Origin of the sequence: Corallococcus sp. NCSPR001, from assembly GCF_017309135.1 — a bacterium.
Classification (GTDB): Bacteria; Myxococcota; Myxococcia; order Myxococcales; family Myxococcaceae; genus Corallococcus.
This window is the reverse complement of the sequence record NZ_JAFIMS010000002.1, coordinates 7,288,723-7,308,115: the sequence shown is the minus strand read 5'-3', so window position 1 is coordinate 7,308,115 and position 19,393 is coordinate 7,288,723. Positions and strand designations below refer to the sequence as shown.

2 protein-coding genes (1 of these 2 cut by a window edge) are annotated in these 19,393 nt (G+C 69.2%); both read left to right on the top strand.

The window, feature by feature from the left end; all coding sequences use genetic code 11:
• A protein-coding gene (locus JYJ93_RS31055; protein ID WP_206798177.1) for a non-ribosomal peptide synthetase crosses the window boundary here: on the top strand, positions 1-18,767 show its 3' portion. 10,453 nt of this gene lie to the left of the window's left edge; only the last 18,767 of its 29,220 coding nucleotides appear in the window; its start codon lies beyond the left edge, outside the window; the stop codon is at positions 18,765-18,767.
• Positions 18,764-19,222 (top strand): hypothetical protein, encoded by a 459-nt coding sequence (locus JYJ93_RS31050; protein ID WP_206798176.1) that lies wholly within the window; start codon positions 18,764-18,766, stop codon positions 19,220-19,222. Before JYJ93_RS31055 ends, JYJ93_RS31050 begins: the two co-directional genes overlap by 4 nt.
• Positions 19,223-19,393 lie beyond the last annotated feature (171 nt).

The window sequence follows — 19,393 nt, the reverse complement described above, 5'->3', positions numbered from 1 at the left end:
GACAGACAGACATCAGCGTGGGCTCGCCCATCGCGGGCCGCACGCGCGCGGAGGTGGAAGGCCTCATCGGCTTCTTCGTCAACACGCTGGTGCTTCGTGCCCAGGTGGACGCAGAGAAATCCTTCCGTGAGTTGCTGACGCAGGTGAAGGGCACGGTGCTGGAGGCGTACGAGCACCAGGAGGTTCCGTTTGAAAAGCTGGTGGAGGCGCTCCAGCCGGAGCGCAGCCTGAGTCACACGCCGCTGTTCCAGTCACTGCTGGCGTTGCAGAACATGCCAGAGGGAGAGGCGAGGCTGCCGGGGCTGACGATGAAGCCCCTGGAACTGGAGCTTCGCACGTCGAAGTTCGACGTGAGCGTCTTCTTCACGGAGACGCCACAGGGACTGAGCGGAGCGGTGGAGTACAGCACCGACCTGTTCGAAGCGGCGACGGTGCGCCGGATGGTGGAGCACCTGCGCGTCCTGCTGGAAGGCATGGTGGCGAAGCCGGAAGCCACGGTGGGCCGGCTGCCCATGCTGACGGAGGCGGAGCGCCAGCAGGTGCTGGTGACGTGGAATCAGCAGCAGGCGGAGTACGCGCGCGACTCGACGGTTCCGCGGCTCTTCGAGGCGCAGGCGAAGCGCACGCCGGATGCAGTGGCCGTGGTGAGCGGGAAGCAGCGGCTGACGTACCGGGAGGTAGAGGCAAAGGCGAACCAACTGGCGCACCGGCTGCGCAAGCTGGGCGTGGGTCCCGAGTCCCGTGTGGGCCTGTGCGTGGAGCGCACGGCCGACGTCGTGGTGGGAACGCTGGGCATCTTGAAGGCGGGCGGCGCCTACGTGCCGTTGGACCCGAGCTACCCGAAGGAGCGACTGGGCTGGCTGCTGGAGGATGCGCAGGGCCCGGCGCTGGTGGCGCATTCACAGTTGCTGGAGTCGTTGCCCGCCTTCAGTGCGCAGGCCGTGTGCCTGGACACGGACGCGATGTTGGCTCTGGAGCCGACAGAGGCACCGGAGTCCGGGCTGCGTCCCGAGAACGTGGCGTACCTCATCTACACGTCGGGAAGCACGGGGCGTCCGAAGGGCGTGGCGGTGACGCACCGGAATGCGGCGGCCTTCCTGGCATGGGCAACGGAGACGTTTACAGAGGAGGAAACGAAGGCAGTGCTCGCGGCGACGAGCCTCAACTTCGACCTCTCCGTCTTCGAGCTCTTCGCGCCGCTGGTGCGAGGCGGAAGCGTGGTGGTGGTGCGCAACGCCCTGCATCTGTTGGAGGAGAAGCCCGAGGCGGAGGTGACGCTCATCAACACGGTGCCGTCGGCGATGGCACAGTTGGTGCGGCTGAATGCAGTGCCGCCGTCGGTGCAGGTCATCAATCTCGCGGGCGAAGCGCTGCCGGAGACGTTGGCGAAGGCCGTGTACGCGGTGCCGACGGTGAAGAAGCTCTACAACCTGTACGGCCCGTCGGAGGACACGACGTACTCGACGTGGTCGCTGGTGGGGCGCGTAGAGGTGCCGAACATCGGCCGGCCGCTCACCAACACGCGGGCGTACGTACTGGACAAGTACCTCCAGCCCGTCCCGGTGGGCGTGGCAGGAGAGTTGTTCCTGGCGGGCGAAGGCCAGGCACGGGGCTATCTGCTGAGGCCGGAGCTGACGGCGGAGAAGTTCCTGCCAGAAGTCCACGGCCCTGAAGGCAGCCGCATGTACCGCACGGGAGACCGGGTGAGGTACCGGGCGGACGGCGTGCTGGAGTACCTGGGTCGAGTGGACTTCCAGGTCAAGGTGCGAGGCTTCCGCATCGAGTTGGGCGAAGTGGAGTCCGCGCTGCGCCAGCAGGAGGCGGTGAAGGAAGCCGTCGTGGTGGCGAAGGGGGAGGGCGCGGAGAAGCGCCTCGTGGCGTACGTAGCGCCGAAGGCGGGCGCGACGCTGGAATCGGAGGCTTTGAAGGCGAGCCTGCGCCAGCGGCTGCCGGAGTACATGGTGCCCGGAGCGGTGGTGGTGCTGGAGGCGTTGCCGCTCAACTCCAACGGCAAGGTAGACCGCAAGGCCCTGCCGGATCCGGAGGCGCCGACAGCCATCCTCGCCTACACGGCCCCGCGCACGGAGACGGAAGCGAAGCTGGCGGCAATCTGGGCGGAAGTGCTTCGAGTCCCGCGGGTGGGCGTGAAGGACGACTTCTTCGCGCTGGGAGGCCACTCGCTGCTCGCGACGCAGGTGGTGTCGCGGGTGCGCGCGGAGATAGGCGCGGAGCTGCCGCTGCGCGCGCTGTTCGAATCGCGCACGGTCGAGGCCCTCGCGCATCAACTGGGGCAGACCGCGTTCAAGGGCAAGATGGCGATGGCGCGCAGGCTGGGCGACGCTGCCCGGCCGCTGTCGTTCGCGCAGCAGCGCCTGTGGTTCATCGACCAACTGGAGCCGGGCACGGCGCTCTACAACGTGCCCGTCGCGGTGCGGCTGGAGGGCACGCTGCGTCAGGACGTCCTGGAGCGGGCGCTGTGCGAAGTGGTGCGGCGCCATGAGTCGCTGCGGACGACGTTCGCGGAGAAGGACGGTCAGTCCCTCCAGGTCATCCACTCGGACATGACCCTGCACCTGGAGCGGGTGGAGGCGTCTGGGGAGGATGCACGACAGCGGATCGAGCAGGAGATGTCGACGCCGTTCGACCTGTCACGCGGTCCGCTGATCCGGGCACTCCTGCTGAAGCTGGGCGGCTCGGAGCACGTGTTGGTCGTCACGATGCATCACATCGTGTCGGACGGCTGGTCGCTGGGGGTGCTGATCCGGGAGGTGGGCGCGCTGTACGCGGCCTTCGCGGAAGACCGCCCGTCGCCGTTGCCAGAGCTCCCCGTGCAGTACGCGGACTTCGCGGCCTGGCAGCGAGACGGGTTGCAGGGGGCGACGCTCCAGCGGGAGGTGGACTACTGGAAGCGGAAGCTTGCTGGCGCGCCGCCGGTGCTGGAGCTGCCCACGGACCGTCCTCGTCCGCCTGTGCGTGGCAGCGCGGGCGCGACGTACTCCTTCCCCCTGTCCCGGTCGCTGACGGCGGACCTCAAGGCGCTGGCCCAGAGGGAAGGGGCGTCGCTGTACATGGCGCTGCTGGCGGGTTGGCAGGTCCTGCTGTCGCGCTACAGTGGCCAGGACGACATCAGCGTGGGGTCGCCCATCGCGGGCCGCACGCGTGCGGAGGTGGAGGGCCTCATCGGCTTCTTCGTCAACACGCTGGTGCTGCGCGCCCAGGTGGATGGAGGCCAGTCCTTCCGAACGCTGCTCACGCAGGTGCGCGAGACGGTGCTGGGCGCGTACGAGCACCAGGACGTGCCCTTCGAGAAGTTGGTGGAGGCGCTTCAGCCCGAGCGTGACCGGCGTCACACGCCTCTGTTCCAGGTGTTCCTGGCGCTCCAGAACCTCCCCGAGAGCGAAACGCGCCTGCCGGGCCTGACGCTCAAGCCCGTGGCCTACGAAGGCCGTACGTCGAAGTTCGACCTGAGCCTCTTCTTCATGGAGACGCCAGACGGGCTGACGGGTGCGGTGGAGTACAGCACCGACCTGTTCGAAGCCGCGACGGTGCGCAGGATGGCGGAGCACCTGCGGGTCCTGTTGGAAGACATGGTGGCGAAGCCGGACGCAGCGATGGGCGGGCTGACCATGCTGACGGAGGCGGAGCGCCAGCAGGTGCTGGTGACATGGAACCAGCAGCAGGCGGAGTACGACCGGGACGCGACGATTCCGCGGCTCTTCGAGGCGCAGGCAAAGCGCACCCCGAATGCCGTGGCCGTGGTGAGCGGGAAGCAGCGGCTGACGTACCGGGAAGTGGAGGCCAGGGCGAACCAACTGGCGCACCGGCTGCGCAAGCTGGGCGTGGGTCCCGAGTCCCGCGTGGGCCTGTGCGTGGATCGCACGGCGGACGTGGTGGTGGGAACGTTGGGCATCCTGAAGGCCGGCGGCGCCTACGTGCCGTTGGACCCGAGCTACCCGAAGGAGCGCCTGGGCTGGCTGCTGGAGGATGCGCAGGGCCCTGCGCTGGTGGCGCACTCGCACCTGCTGGAATCGCTGCCTGCCTTCAGTGCCCAGGCCGTGTGCCTCGACCGTGAAGAGGAGTGGGCGGAGGAGTCCTGCTGCGAGCTGACGTCGGAAGTCCGCCCGGAGAACGTGGCGTACCTCATCTACACGTCGGGAAGCACTGGGCGTCCGAAGGGTGTGGCGGTGACGCACCGGAACGCAGTGGCGTTCCTTGCGTGGGCAACGGAGACGTTCACGGAGGAGGAGACGAAGGCCGTGCTCGCGGCGACGAGCCTCAACTTCGACCTCTCCGTTTTCGAACTCTTCGCGCCGCTGGTGCGAGGCGGCAGCGTGGTGGTGGTCCGCAACGCCCTGCATCTGGTGGAGGAGAAGCCCGAGGCAGAGGTGACGCTCATCAACACGGTGCCGTCGGCGATGGCGCAGTTGGTGCGGCTGAACGCGGTGCCGCCGTCGGTGCAAGTCATCAACCTCGCGGGTGAAGCACTGCCGGAAACGCTGGCGAAGGCCGTGTACGCGGTGCCGACGGTGAAGAAGCTCTACAACCTGTACGGCCCGTCGGAAGACACGACGTACTCGACGTGGTCGCTGGTGGGGCGCGCAGAGGTGCCGAACATCGGCCGGCCGCTGACCAACACGCGAGCCTACGTGCTGGACAGGTACCTCCAGCCCGTCCCGGTGGGAGTGGCAGGAGAGTTGTTCCTGGCAGGCGAAGGCCAGGCACGGGGCTACCTGCTGAGGCCGGAGCTGACGGCGGAGAAGTTCCTGCCGGAGGTGTATGGCCCAGAAGGCAGTCGCATGTACCGCACGGGAGACCGGGTGAGGTACCGGGCGGACGGCGTGCTGGAGTACCTGGGCCGGGTGGACTTCCAGGTGAAGGTGCGAGGCTTCCGCATCGAGTTGGGCGAGGTGGAATCCGCGCTGCGCCAGCAGGAGGCGGTGAAGGAAGCCGTCGTGGTGGCGAAGGGGGAGGGCGCGGAGAAGCGGCTCGTCGCGTACGTGGCGCCGAAGGCGGGCGCGACGCTGGAGGCGGAGTCGCTGAAGGCAAGCCTGCGCCAGCGGCTGCCGGAGTACATGGTGCCCGGAGCGGTGGTGGTGCTGGAGGCGCTGCCGCTCAACTCCAACGGCAAGGTGGACCGCAAGGCCCTGCCGGAGCCGGATGCGCCGATCGCGCAGAACACCTACGAAGCCCCGCGCACGGAAGTGGAAGCGAAGCTGGCGGCCATCTGGGCGGAAGTGCTGCGAGTCCCCCAGGTGGGCGTGAAGGACGACTTCTTCGCGCTGGGCGGCCACTCGCTGCTCGCGACGCAGGTGGTGTCGCGAGTGCGCGCGGAGATGGGCGCGGAGTTGCCGCTGCGCACGCTGTTCGAATCGCGCACGGTGGAGTCGCTCGCGCGTCAGTTGGCGAAAGCCGCGTTCACGAGCAATGCGGCGATGGAGCGCAGGCTGGGGGCCGCTGCCGGGCCTCTGTCGTTCGCGCAGCAGCGCCTGTGGTTCATCGAACAGCTGGAGCCGGGCACGACGCTCTACAACATGCCCGTGGCGTTGCGGCTGGAAGGTGACCTGGACGAGGCCACCCTGGAGCGAGCCCTCCGTGAGGTTATGCGCCGTCACGAAGCCCTGCGCACGACGTTCGAGGTGCAGGGCGGTCAGCCCGTCCAGGTCATCCACTCGGACATGGCGCTGCGCTTGGAGCGGGTAGAGCTGTCCGCGGCGGACGCACGGCAGCGGATCGAGCAGGAGATGTTGAAGCCGTTCGATCTGTCGCGCGGTCCGTTGTTCCGGGCGCTTCTGCTGAAGCTGGGGAACTCGGAGCACGTGTTGGTCGTCACGATGCACCACATCGTGTCGGACGGCTGGTCGTTGGGCGTGTTGATCCGCGAGGTGGGCACGCTGTACGCGGCCTTCTCCTCAGGGCAGCCGTCACCTTTGCCCGAACTGCTCGTGCAGTACGCGGACTACGCGGCCTGGCAGCGTAACTGGCTGCGGGACGAGACGCTGGCGCGCGAGGTGGACTACTGGAAGCAGTCGCTGATGGGAGCACCGCCGGTGCTGGAGTTGCCGACGGACCGCCCGCGTCCGGCGGTGCGCACCAATGCCGGCACGACGCTGGACTTCACGCTGCCGCTGGACCTGTCCCGCAGGCTGAGCGCGCTGGCCCAGCAGGAGGGCGCATCGCTGTTCATGGTGCTGCTGGCCGGGTGGCAGGTCTTGCTGTCGCGCTACACCGGTCAGACGGACATCAGCGTGGGTTCGCCCATCGCGGGCCGTACGCGCGCGGAGGTGGAAGGCCTCATCGGCTTCTTCGTCAACACGCTGGTGCTGCGCACCCAGGTCGACGGAGAGGCGTCCTTCCGTGAGCTGCTGAAGCAGGTGAGGGGTACGGTGCTGGGCGCATACGAGCACCAGGACGTGCCCTTCGAGAAGCTGGTGGAAGCGCTGCATCCGGAACGCAGCCTGAGTCACACGCCGCTGTTCCAGACGTCGATGTCGCTCCAGAACGTGCCCATCGAGGAGTCCAGGCTCCCCGGGCTGGTGCTCAAGCCCGTGGCCTACGAAGGCCGCACGTCGAAGTTCGACGTGAGCGTCTTCTTCACGGAGACGCCGCAGGGGCTGAGCGGAGCGGTGGAGTACAGCACCGACCTGTTCGAAGCGGCGACAGTGCGGAGGATGGTGGAGCACCTGCGCATACTGCTGGAAGACATGGTGGCGAAGCCGGACGCCACGGTGGGCCGGCTGACCATGCTGACGGAGGCGGAGCGCCAGCAGGTGCTGGTGACGTGGAATCAGCAGCAGGCGGAGTACGACCGCGACGCGACGATTCCGCGGCTCTTCGAGGCGCAGGCGAAGCGCACGCCGGATGCAGTGGCAGTGGTGAGCGGCAAGCAGCGGCTGACGTACCGGGAGGTAGAGGCCAAGGCGAACCAACTGGCGCACCGGCTGCGCAAGCTGGGAGTGGGCCCCGAGTCCCGAGTGGGCCTGTGCGTGGAGCGCACGGCGGACGTCGTGGTGGGAACGCTGGGCATCCTGAAGGCTGGCGGCGCGTACGTGCCGTTGGACCCGAGCTACCCGAAGGAGCGACTGGGCTGGCTGCTGGAGGATGCGCAGGGCCCGGCGCTGGTGGCGCATTCACACCTGCTGGAGTCTCTGCCTGCTTTCAGTGCGCAAGCGGTGTGCCTGGACACGGACGCGACGTTGGCGACGGAGCCGACAGATGCGCCGGAGTCAGGGCTGCGTCCTGAGAACGTGGCGTACCTCATCTACACGTCGGGAAGCACGGGGCGTCCGAAGGGCGTGGCGGTGACGCACCGGAATGCGGCGGCCTTCCTGGCATGGGCAACGGAGACGTTTACAGAGGAGGAAACGAAGGCAGTGCTCGCGGCGACGAGCCTCAACTTCGACCTCTCCGTCTTCGAACTCTTCGCGCCGCTGGTGAGAGGCGGCAGCGTGGTGGTGGTGCGCAACGCCCTGCATCTGGTGGAGGAGAAGCCCGAGGCGGAGGTGACGCTCATCAACACGGTGCCGTCGGCGATGGCGCAACTGGTGCGGCTGAATGCGGTGCCGCCGTCGGTGCTCGTGGTGAACCTCGCAGGCGAAGCACTGCCGGAGACGCTGGCGAAGGCCGTGTACGCGGTGCCGACGGTGAAGAAGCTCTACAACCTGTACGGCCCGTCGGAGGACACGACGTACTCGACGTGGTCGCTGGTGGGGCGCGCAGAGGTGCCGAACATCGGCCGGCCGCTCACCAACACGCGGGCGTACGTATTGGACAAGTACCTCCAGCCTGTCCCGGTGGGCGTCGCGGGTGAGTTGTTCCTGGCAGGCGAAGGCCAGGCACGGGGCTACCTGCTGAGGCCGGAGCTGACGGCGGAGAAGTTCCTGCCGGAGGTGTATGGCCCCGAAGGCAGCCGCATGTACCGCACGGGCGACCGGGTGCGGTACCGGGCGGACGGCGTGCTGGAGTACCTGGGCCGGGTGGACTTCCAGGTGAAGGTGCGAGGCTTCCGCATCGAACTCGGCGAAGTGGAGTCCGCGCTGCGTCAGCAGGAGGCGGTGAAGGACGCCGTCGTAGTTGCGAAGGGGGAGGGCGCGGAGAAGCGGCTCGTGGCGTACGTGGCGCCGAAGGCCGGCACGACGCTGGAAGCGGAGGCTTTGAAGGCGAGCCTGCGCCAGCGGCTGCCGGAGTACATGGTGCCCGGAACGGTGGTGGTGCTGGAGGCGTTGCCGCTCAACGCCAACGGCAAGGTGGACCGCAAGGCCCTGCCGGAGCCGGAGGCACCGGCCTCCACCCGCACGTACGTGGCCCCGCGCACGGAAGTGGAAGCGAAGCTGGCGGCCATCTGGGCGGAGGTGCTGCGAGTCCCCCAGGTCGGCGTGAAGGACGACTTCTTCGCGCTGGGCGGCCACTCGTTGCTGGTCACGCAGGTGGTGTCGCGGATCCGCGCGGAGACCGGCGTGGAGATGCCACTGCGTGCGCTGTTCGAGGCTCCCACGCTCGAGGCCCTGGCCCAGCGCATGGGGACGGCGAGCCGCGCCCAGAGCCCGATGCCGGGCGACTCGTTGATGGGCACGACGCCGCCGCTGTCGTTCGCGCAGCAGCGCCTGTGGTTCATCGACCAGATGGAGCCCGGGACGGCGCTCTACAACCTGCCCGTGGCGGTGCGGCTGGTGGGCTCGCTGGATGCGGCGGCCCTGGAGCGGTCCCTGAACGAGGTCGTGCGCCGGCACGATTCCCTGCGGACCACCTTCGAGGAGCGCGGCGGTCAGGCCCTCCAGGTCATCCGTCCCGCCCTGTCGCTGGAACTGGGCCGGGAGGACCTGCGGTCCGTCGACGAAGCCCGCCGCGAGGCGGAGGCCCACCGGCAGGTGAAGCAGGAGATGCTCCGTCCCTTCGACCTGGGCCGAGGGCCGTTGATCCGCACCCGGCTGTTCACGCTCAAGGAGCGCGAGCACGTCCTCGTGGTGACGATGCACCACATCGTGTCGGACGGCTGGTCGCTGGGCGTGTTGATCCGTGAGCTGGGCGCGCTCTACGGGGCCTTCGCCTCGGGACAGCCGTCCCCCCTGCCCGAGCTGCCCGTGCAGTACGCGCGCTACGCGTCCTGGCAGCGCGGCCGGCTTCAGGGCGAGGTCCTGGCGCGGCAGGTGGACTACTGGAAGCGGAAGCTCGACGGCGCGCCGCCCGTGCTGGAGCTGCCCACGGATCGCCCGCGTCCGCCCGAGCGCGGCATCGCGGGCGCGAAGTACGCCTTCACCCTGTCCCGGTCGCTGACCGGGGCGCTCAAGGCCCTGGCCCAGCGCGAAGGGGCCTCGCTGTACATGGTGCTGCTGGCCGGGTGGCAGGTGCTGATGGCGCGCTACAGCGGCCAGCAGGACATCAGCGTGGGCTCCCCCATCGCGGGCCGCATGCGCGCGGAGCTGGAGGGGCTCATCGGCTTCTTCGTCAACACGCTCGTGCTGCGAGCGAACGTGGACGGCGCCCTGTCCTTCCGGCGGTTGCTCGCCCAGGTGCGGGAAACGGTGCTGGATGCGTACGAGCACCAGGAGGTCCCGTTCGAGAAGCTGGTGGAGGCGCTCCAGCCCGAGCGCAGCCGCAGCCACACGCCGCTCTTCCAGACGATGCTCGCGCTCCAGAACATGCCGCTGGGCGAGCTGCGGCTGCCGGACCTGGTGCTCCAGCCGGTGACGGTGGAGAGTCCCATCGCGCAGTTCGACCTGAGCGCATCGTTCATGGAGCTGCCTCAGGGCCTCTCCGGCACGCTGGAATACAGCACGGAGCTGTTCGACGCGGGCACCGTCCAGCGGATGGTCTCGCACCTCATCACGCTGTTCGAAGGCGCGGTCGCGCGCCCGGACACGCACGTGTCCCGCCTGCCCCTGCTGACCGGCGCCGAGCGCCGCGAGATGCTGGTGGAGTGGAACGCCACGCGCGCGCCGTTCCCTGACGCCTGCCTGCATGCGCTCTTCGAGTCACAGGTCCGTCGCGCGCCCGAGGCCGTGGCCGCGGTCTTCGAGGGAACGCAACTGACGTACGCGCAGTTGGACGCGCGCGCCAATCAGCTCGCCCATGCCCTGCGTCGCCGGGGTGTGGGCCCGGAGTCCCGCGTCGCGCTCAGCGTCGAGCGTTCGCTCGACATCGTCATCGGACTGCTCGGCATCCTGAAGGCCGGCGGCGCCTGGGTGCCCGTGGATCCGCTCCTGCCCCGCGAGCGCCTGGCCTTCATGCTGGAGGACAGCGCGGCCCAGGTGCTCGTCACCCAGCAGCCGCTGGTGGCCCGGTTCCCGGAAGCGCTGCATGTCCGCGTGCTCTGCCTGGATGCGGAGCGCGAGGCGCTTGCCCAGGAGCCGACGGACGCACCCATGACGGGCGTGACGCCCGCGAACATGGCGTACCTGCTCTACACCTCGGGCAGCACCGGGACGCCCAAGGGCACGGCGGTGGAGCACCGCGGCGTGGCCAATCTCGTCACCCACGAAGCTGTGGCCTACGGCATCGGCCCCGGCAGCCGTGTGTTGCAGTTCGCCAGTCTCAGCTTCGACCTGTCCGTGGAGGAGATCTTCACCACGCTCTGCAACGGCGCCACGCTGGTGCTCGCGCCGCTGGAGAAGCTGATGCCGGGAGCGCCGCTGCCCGTGCTGCTGCGTGAGCAGGAGTTGAGTGTCGTCAGCCTCACCCCTGCTGCGCTGGCGGTCACGTCCCCCGAGGCCCTGCCCGAGGTGCGCACCGTCATCTCCGGCGGTGATGCCCTGCCCGCGGAGGTCGTCGCGCGTTGGGCTCCGGGGCGGCGCCTGCTCAACACCTACGGCCCGACGGAAGCCACGGTCATCGCCACACTGGGCGAAGTGGTGGCGGATGGGGCCGTACCGTCCATCGGCAGGCCGCTGGCGAACGTGCGCGTCTACGTGCTGGACCCGCATGGGCAGCCGGTGCCCGTGGGCGTGCGCGGTGAGCTGCACATCGGTGGCGTGGGCGTGGCGCGTGGCTACGCGGGACGCCCGGGGCTCACCGCTGAACGCTTCGTGCCGGACGCCTTCTCGGGTGAAGAGGGCGCCCGTCTCTACCGTACGGGCGACGTGGTGCGCTGGCGTGCGGACGGCCGGTTGGACTTCGTCGGCCGCCTGGACTCCCAGGTGAAGGTGCGCGGCTTCCGCATCGAGCTGGGCGAGGTCGAAACCGCGCTCGCGCGGCAGCCGGGCGTGAGCGAGGCCGTGGCGCTGGTGCGGGGCGACGGCGCTGACAAGCGGCTCGTGGGCTACGTCGTGGCGAAGGAGGGCCACTCGCTGGACGTGGACACGCTGCGCGCGGGCCTGGGCCAGGGGATGCCGGAGTACATGGTTCCGGGAGCGCTGATGGTGCTGGACGCACTGCCGCTCAACGCGAATGGCAAGGTGGACCGCAAGGCCCTGCCGGAGCCGGAGGCCGCGCGCGGGAGCGACGCCCATGTGGCGCCTCGCACCGTGACGGAGGCGAAGCTCGCGTCCATCTGGGCGGAGGTCCTGCGTTTGGAGCGCGTGGGCGTGAAGGACAACTTCTTCGCGCTGGGCGGCCACTCGCTGCTGGCGACGCAGGTGGTGTCGCGCATCCGCACGTCGTTGGGCGTGGAGATGCCGCTGCGCCTGCTGTTCGAAGCGTTCACAGTGGAGGCGCTGGCGCAGCGGATCGAGCAACTGGGACGCTCCGGTGTGCCCACGCTGAGCGCCGGAGCGCGTCCGGCGTCGCTGCCGCTGTCCTTCGCGCAGCAGCGCTTGTGGTTCATCGACCAGTTGGAGCCGGGAAGCTCGCTCTACAACGTGCCCACCGTGGTGCGGCTGGAGGGCGACCTGGACGCCTCGGCGCTGGAGCAGGCCCTGCGGGAGGTCGTGCAGCGGCACGAAGCCCTGCGCACGACGTTCGAGGAGGAGGCGGGCCAGCCCGTCCAGCGCATCCGCGCGTCCGTGGACGTGCCGTTGAACACCGTCGACCTGTCCACCTCCGAGGCCGAGCGGGAGGACGTGGCCCGTCAGCGGGTGCTGGAGGAGATTGCGAAGCCCTTCGACCTGATGCGGGGACCGCTCCTGCGGGCGCTGCTGGTGCGCCTGGATGCGCGCGACCACCTGCTCGTGGTCACGATGCACCACGCCGTGTCGGACGGCTGGTCCGTGGGCGTCCTGCTCCGTGAACTGGGGACGCTGTACACCGCGCGGGCCATGGGCCATGCGTTGACGCTGCCGCCGCTGCCGTTGCAGTACGCGGATTACGCGGCCTGGCAGCGCGACTGGCTGCGGGATGAGACCCTGGCGCGCGAGGTGGACTACTGGAAGCAGTCGCTGACGGGAGCGCCGCCGGTGCTGGAGCTGCCGACGGACCGTCCGCGTCCGGCGGTGCGCACCAACGCCGGTACGACGTTGGGCTTCACGCTGCCGCTGGAGTTGTCCCAGAAGCTGGGCGCGCTGGCCCGGAGTGAAGGCACGTCGCTGTTCATGGTGCTGCTGGCGGGTTGGCAGGTCCTGCTGTCGCGCTACTCGGGGCAGACGGACATCAGCGTGGGCTCCCCCATCGCGGGCCGCACGCGCGCGGAGGTGGAAGGTCTCATCGGCTTCTTCGTCAACACGTTGGTGCTTCGCACCCAGGTCGACGGAGAGGCGTCCTTCCGCGCGCTGCTTGCGCAGGTGCGGGAGATGGTGCTGGGTGCGTACGAGCACCAGGACGTGCCGTTCGAGAAGCTGGTGGAAGCGCTGCATCCGGAGCGCAGCCTCAGTCACACGCCGCTGTTCCAGACGCTGCTGGCGCTCCAGAACGTGCCCATCGAGGAATCCAAGCTCCCCGGGCTGGTGCTCAAGCCCATGAGCCTCGAGGGCCGGACGTCGAAGTTCGACCTGAGCGTCTTCTTCACGGAGACGCCGCAGGGGTTGAGCGGAGGCGTGGAGTACAGCACCGACCTGTTCGAAGCGGCGACGGTACGCAGGATGATGGAACACCTGCGAGTCCTGCTGGAAGGCATGGTGGCGAAGCCGGACTCCGCGGTGGGCCGGCTGCCCATGCTGACGGAGGCAGAGCGCCATCAGGTGCTGGTGACATGGAACCAGCAGCAGGCGGAGTTCGAGCGGGACGCGACGATTCCGCGGCTCTTCGAGGCGCAGGCGAAGCGCACGCCGAATGCCGTGGCTGTGGTGAGCGGCAAGCAGCGGCTGACGTACCGGGAGGTGGAGGCAAGGGCGAACCAGTTGGCGCACCGGCTGCGAAGGCTGGGAGTGGGCCCGGAGTCGCGGGTGGGCCTGTGCGTGGAGCGCACGGCCGACGTCGTGGTGGGAACGCTGGGCATCCTGAAGGCGGGCGGCGCCTACGTGCCGTTGGACCCGAGCTACCCGAAGGAGCGCCTGGGCTGGCTGCTGGAGGACGCGCAGGGCCCGGCGCTGGTGGCGCACTCGCACCTGCTGGAATCGCTGCCCGCCTTCAGTGCCCAGGCCGTGTACCTGGACCGCGAAGAGGAGTGGGCGGAGGAGTCCTGCTGCGAGCTGACGTCGGAGGTACGCCCGGAGAACGTGGCGTACCTCATCTACACGTCGGGAAGCACGGGCCGCCCGAAGGGCGTGGCGGTGACGCACCGGAACGCAGTGGCGTTCCTGGCCTGGGCGACGGAGACGTTCACGGAAGAAGAGACGAAGGCGGTGCTCGCGGCGACGAGCCTCAACTTCGACCTCTCCGTCTTCGAGGTCTTCGCTCCGTTGGTGCGAGGCGGCAGCGTGGTGGTGGTGCGCAACGCCCTGCACCTGGCGGAGGAGAAGCCGGAGGCGGAGGTGACGCTCATCAACACGGTGCCGTCCGCGATGGCGCAACTTGTGCGGCTGAACGCGGTGCCTCCGTCGGTGCAGGTCATCAACCTCGCGGGCGAAGCACTGCCGGAGACGCTGGCGAAGGCTGTGTACGCGGTGCCGACGGTGAAGAAGCTCTACAACCTGTACGGCCCGTCGGAAGACACGACGTACTCGACGTGGTCGCTGGTGGTGCGCGATGAAGTGCCGAACATTGGCCGGCCGCTGACCAACACGCGGGCGTACGTGCTGGACAGGTACCTCCAGCCCGTACCAGTGGGCGTTGCGGGTGAGTTGTTCCTGGCGGGCGAAGGCCAGGCACGGGGCTACCTGCTGAGGCCGGAGCTGACGGCGGAGAAGTTCCTGCCAGAAGTCCACGGCCCTGAAGGCGGCCGCATGTACCGCACGGGAGACCGGGTGAGGTACCGGGCGGACGGCGTGCTGGAGTACCTGGGTCGAGTGGACTTCCAGGTGAAGGTGCGAGGCTTCCGCATCGAACTGGGCGAAGTCGAGTCCGCGCTGCGTGAGCAGGAGACGGTGAAGGACGCCGTCGTGGTGGCGAAGGGGGAGGGCGCGGAGAAGCGCCTCGTGGCGTACGTGGCGCCGAAGGCCGGCACGACGCTGGAAGCGGAGGCCCTGAAGGCGAGCCTGCGTCAGCGGCTGCCGGAATACATGGTGCCCGGAGCGGTGGTGGTGCTGGAGGCGCTGCCGCTCAACTCCAACGGCAAGGTGGACCGCAAGGCCCTGCCGGAGCCGGAGGCTCAAAAGGCCGGAAGTACCTACGAAGCTCCGCGCACGGGGACGGAAGCGAAGCTGGCGGCCATCTGGGCGGAGGTGCTGCGAGTGCCGCAGGTGGGTGTGAAGGACGACTTCTTCGCGCTGGGCGGCCACTCACTGCTGGCCACGCAGGTGGTGTCGCGGGTGCGCGCGGAGACGGGCGCGGAGCTGCCGCTGCGTGCGTTGTTCGAAGCGCCCACGGTGGAAGCCCTCGCCCGCCGGCTGGAGAAGGCCGGGCGCGCGAAGGCACCGGCCCTCGTGCCCGTGTCACGGAATGCACCGCTGCCGCTGTCCTTCGCGCAGCAGCGCCTGTGGTTCATCGATCAACTGGAGCCAGGCACGGCGCTCTACAACGTACCCATCGCGGTGCGGCTGGAGGGTGACCTGGACGTGGCGGTCCTGGATCGGGCCCTCCGTGAGGTCGTGCGCCGTCACGAGTCCCTGCGCACGACGTTCGTCGCGGGCAACCCCGAGCCAGTGCAGCGGACCACGTCCGAGAGCGCCTTCACGCTGGCGGTGGATGACCTGACGTCGAACACCGCCGCGCTTCAGAAACGCGTGGAGCAGGAGGTGCTGCGGCCCTTCGAGCTGGCACACGGGCCGCTCCTCCGCGCGCTCCTGCTGAAGCTCGATGCGCGCGATCACGTGCTCGTCATCACGATGCATCACATCGTGTCGGACGGCTGGTCGCTCGGGGTGTTGGTCCGCGAGGTCGGCGCGCTCTACGCGGCGTTCGTGCAGGGCCAGCCCTCGCCGCTGGCGGAGCTGCCGGTCCAGTACGCGGACTACGCGGCGTGGCAGCGCGGCTGGTTGCAGGGCGCGATGCTCCAACGGGAGGTGGACTACTGGAAGCAGAAGCTCGCCGGTGCGCCGCCGGTGCTGGAGCTGCCGACGGACCGTCCGCGTCCCGCGGTGCGAGGAAACGCGGGAGCGACCCAGGGCTTCCTCTTGCCGCAATCGCTGACCCAGGGCTTGAGGAGCCTCGCGCAGCGCGAAGGGGCCTCGCTGTACATGGTGCTCCTGGCGGGCTGGCAGGTGCTGTTGTCGCGCTACAGCGGCCAGCAGGACATCAGCGTGGGTTCACCCATCGCGGGCCGCACGCGCTCGGAGGTGGAGGGGCTCATCGGCTTCTTCGTCAACACGCTGGTCCTGCGCACGAACCTGTCCGGAGACCCCAGCTTCCGGGACCTGCTCCAGCAGGTGCGCGAGACGGTCCTGGAGGCGCAGGAGCACCAGGAGGTTCCGTTCGAGAAGCTGGTGGAGGCGCTCCAGCCCGAGCGCAGCCGCAGCCACACTCCGCTGTTCCAGACGCTGCTGGCGCTCCAGAACGTGCCCGTCGGTGAAGCCCGGCTGCCCGGCATGACGCTCAAGCCCGTGGAGTTCGCGGGAGGAACGTCGAAGTTCGACCTGAGCGTCTTCTTCGTGGAGACCGCGGAGGGGCTGAACGGAACGCTGGAGTACAGCACCGACCTGTTCGAAGCGGCGACGGTGCACCGGATGGTGGAGCACCTGCGCGTGGTGTTGGAAGGCATTGTCGCCAGGCCGGAGACGGCAGTGGGCCGGCTGCCCATGCTGACGGAGGCGGAGCGCCAGCAGGTGCTGGTGACGTGGAACCAGCAGCAGGCGGAGTACGCGCTCGACGCGACGATTCCGCGGCTCTTCGAGGCGCAGGCGAAGCGCACGCCGGATGCAGCGGCAGTGGTGAGCGGGCAGCAGAGGCTGACGTACCGGGAGGTAGAGGCCAAGGCGAACCAACTGGCGCACCGGCTGCGCAAGCTGGGAGTGGGCCCCGAGTCCCGAGTGGGCCTGTGCGTGGAGCGCACGGCGGACGTGGTGGTGGGTACGCTGGGCATCCTGAAGGCTGGCGGCGCGTACGTGCCGTTGGACCCGAGCTACCCGAAGGAGCGACTGGGCTGGCTGCTGGAGGATGCGCAGGGCCCGGCATTGGTTGCGCATTCACACCTGCTGGAGTCGTTGCCCGCCTTCAGTGCCCAGGCCGTGTGCCTGGATACGGACGCGACGCTGGCGCTGGAGCCGACAGAGGCACCGGAGTCAGGGCTGCGTCCGGAGAACGTGGCGTACCTCATCTACACGTCGGGAAGTACGGGCCGCCCGAAGGGCGTGGCGGTGACGCACCGGAACGCGGCGGCCTTCCTGGCATGGGCAACGGAGACGTTCACGGAGGAGGAGACGAAGGCAGTGCTCGCGGCGACGAGTCTGAACTTCGACCTCTCCATCTTCGAACTCTTCGCGCCGCTGGTGCGAGGCGGCAGCGTGGTGGTGGTGCGCAACGCCCTGCATCTGGTGGAGGAGAAGCCCGCGGCAGACGTCACGCTCATCAACACGGTGCCCTCGGCGATGGCGCAGTTGGTGCGGCTGAACGCGGTGCCGCCGTCGGTGCAAGTCATCAATCTCGCGGGCGAAGCACTGCCGGAGACGCTGGCGAAGGCTGTGTACGCAGTACCGACGGTGAAGAAGCTCTACAACCTGTACGGCCCGTCGGAGGACACGACGTACTCGACGTGGTCGCTGGTGGGGCGGAACGAGGTGCCGAACATCGGCCGGCCGCTCACCAACACGCGGGCATACGTGCTGGACAGGTACCTCCAGCCCGTCCCGGTGGGCGTCGCGGGTGAGTTGTTCCTGGCGGGCGAAGGCCAGGCGCGCGGCTACCTGCTGAGGCCGGAGCTGACGGCGGAGAAGTTCCTGCCAGAAGTCCACGGCCCCGAAGGCAGCCGCATGTACCGCACGGGAGACCGGGTGAGGTACCGGGCGGACGGCGTGCTGGAGTACCTGGGCCGGGTGGACTTCCAGGTGAAGGTGCGAGGCTTCCGCATCGAGCTGGGCGAAGTGGAGTCCGCGCTGCGCCAGCAGGAGGCGGTGAAGGAAGCCGTCGTGGTGGCGAAGGGGGAGGGCGCGGAGAAGCGGCTCGTCGCGTACGTAGCGCCGAAGGCTGGCGCGACGCTGGAAGCGGAGGCCTTGAAGGCGAGCCTGCGCCAGCGGCTGCCGGAGTACATGGTGCCCGGAGCGGTGGTGGTGCTGGACGCGCTGCCGCTCAACCCCAACGGCAAGGTGGACCGCAAGGCCCTGCCAGACCTGGACATCACCACGTCCCATGCCGAGAGCTTCGTCGCGCCCCGCGATGCGCTGGAATCCCAGCTCGTGGCGGTGTGGGAAGAGGTCCTGGGCGTGAAGCCCATCGGGGTGCGCACCAGCTTCTTCGCGCTGGGAGGCCACTCGCTCCTCGCGGTCCGCTTGATGGCCGCGCTGCGCGAACAACTGGGCCGCGATGTGCCCCTGGCCGCGCTCTTCCAGCACCCCACCGTGGAGGAGCTGGCGAGGCTGCTGCGTGCCGAGACGGAGACGTGGTCGCCGCTCGTCCCGCTGGAGAAGGGCGACGCGGGCCGCCGGCCCCTGTTCCTCGTCCACCCGGGTGGCGGCAACGTGCTCGCCTACCCGGAACTGGCGCGCCTCCTGGGACCCCACCAGCCTGTCTTCGGCATCCAGGCCCGCGGCCTCCAGGCCGGCCATGTCGTGGTGGAGACCGTGGAGGAGATGGCCACCCTGTACGTGGACGCCATCCGCGCGGCGCAGCCGGAAGGGCCGTACCTCCTCGCGGGCTGGTCGCTCGGCGGCGTCATCGCCTTCGAGATGGCCCGCCAACTGCGCGCTCAGGGCCAGGCCATGGGGCTGCTGGCGCTGGTGGACGCCTTCGTCCCCGGCGTGGGCGCGCCTCCGGGTGACGCCCCCAGCAAGGACCCTGACGCCAGCACGCGCGTCGCCTTCGCCCGGACGGTCGCCCAGGCCTTCTCCCTGACCCTGCCCGTGTCCGACGAGGCCCTGGAGCGCATGGAGGACGAAGCCATGCTGGGGACGCTCCTCGCCGTGGGCGTCCAGGCCGGACTCCTGGAGGAAGCGACGGGCCGCGAGCAATTGCGCGCCCTGTTCCGCGTGTATCAGGCCAACCTGCGCGCCATGGACCGCTACGCCCCCAGCCCCTACGACGGGCCGGCCCTGCTGCTCGCCGCCACCGAAGCCACCCCCACCCCCGGGGTGCCCCGCCACCGCGGCTGGGAGCCCTTCGTCCGGGGGGGACTGGACGTGAGGGACGTCCCTGGGGGACACCATCAACTCATGCAGGAGCCGTACGTGCGGCACGTGGCCACGCTGTTGCGCGAGGCCCTGGAGGACAAGTCATGACCACTGAAACATCCGCGACACCTGGCGGGGGCTCACCGTGGCCCAACCGCATCATCCTGGCCATCTGGTTCGTGTGCTTCTCCGTGGGCTCACTGATCCACATCTTCGTCGTGTCGAAGTACGGCCTCTTCGCGAATGATCCGGCGGACCCGCTGCCCACGCCGTTCGTCGTCGTGAACGAGCTCTTCACGGTGCTCAACCCCCTCACCATCGTGCTGCTCATCTTCAAGCGGCGGGCGGGCATCCTCTCCGCGCTGGGCGTGGTGGCGCTCGTCTATGCCCTCAACCTGGCCCTGATGGTGTGGTTCTGGACCGCGAAGCAGCACCTCCACGTCGCGTGGCTGTACCTCAACGGCTCCATGGGCGTGTTCATGGCCCTGACCGCGAAGCGCCTGTGGCGGGCCGCCCCGGAGGCGAAGGCTCTCCCACCCGCGACCACCCCGAGCCCGACCTAGCCCCACCGGGCCCCTGGTCCCCCGACTGCCCGCCAGCCGGCCCCGGGGGAGGCGTCCCCGAGGAGAAACCCCCGGTCCGGACGCGCATCCTTGAGAAAGGACGGGGCGGTCGCTATAAGCCCCGACCCACTACAACGCTGGACCTCCCTCCCATCCTGGGCGGGGGCAAGG

Coding starts and splice junctions, on each gene's coding strand:
- JYJ93_RS31050 (WP_206798176.1), top strand. CDS start 18,764: ATGACCACTGAAACATCCGCGACACCTGGCGGGGGCTCACCGTGGCCC.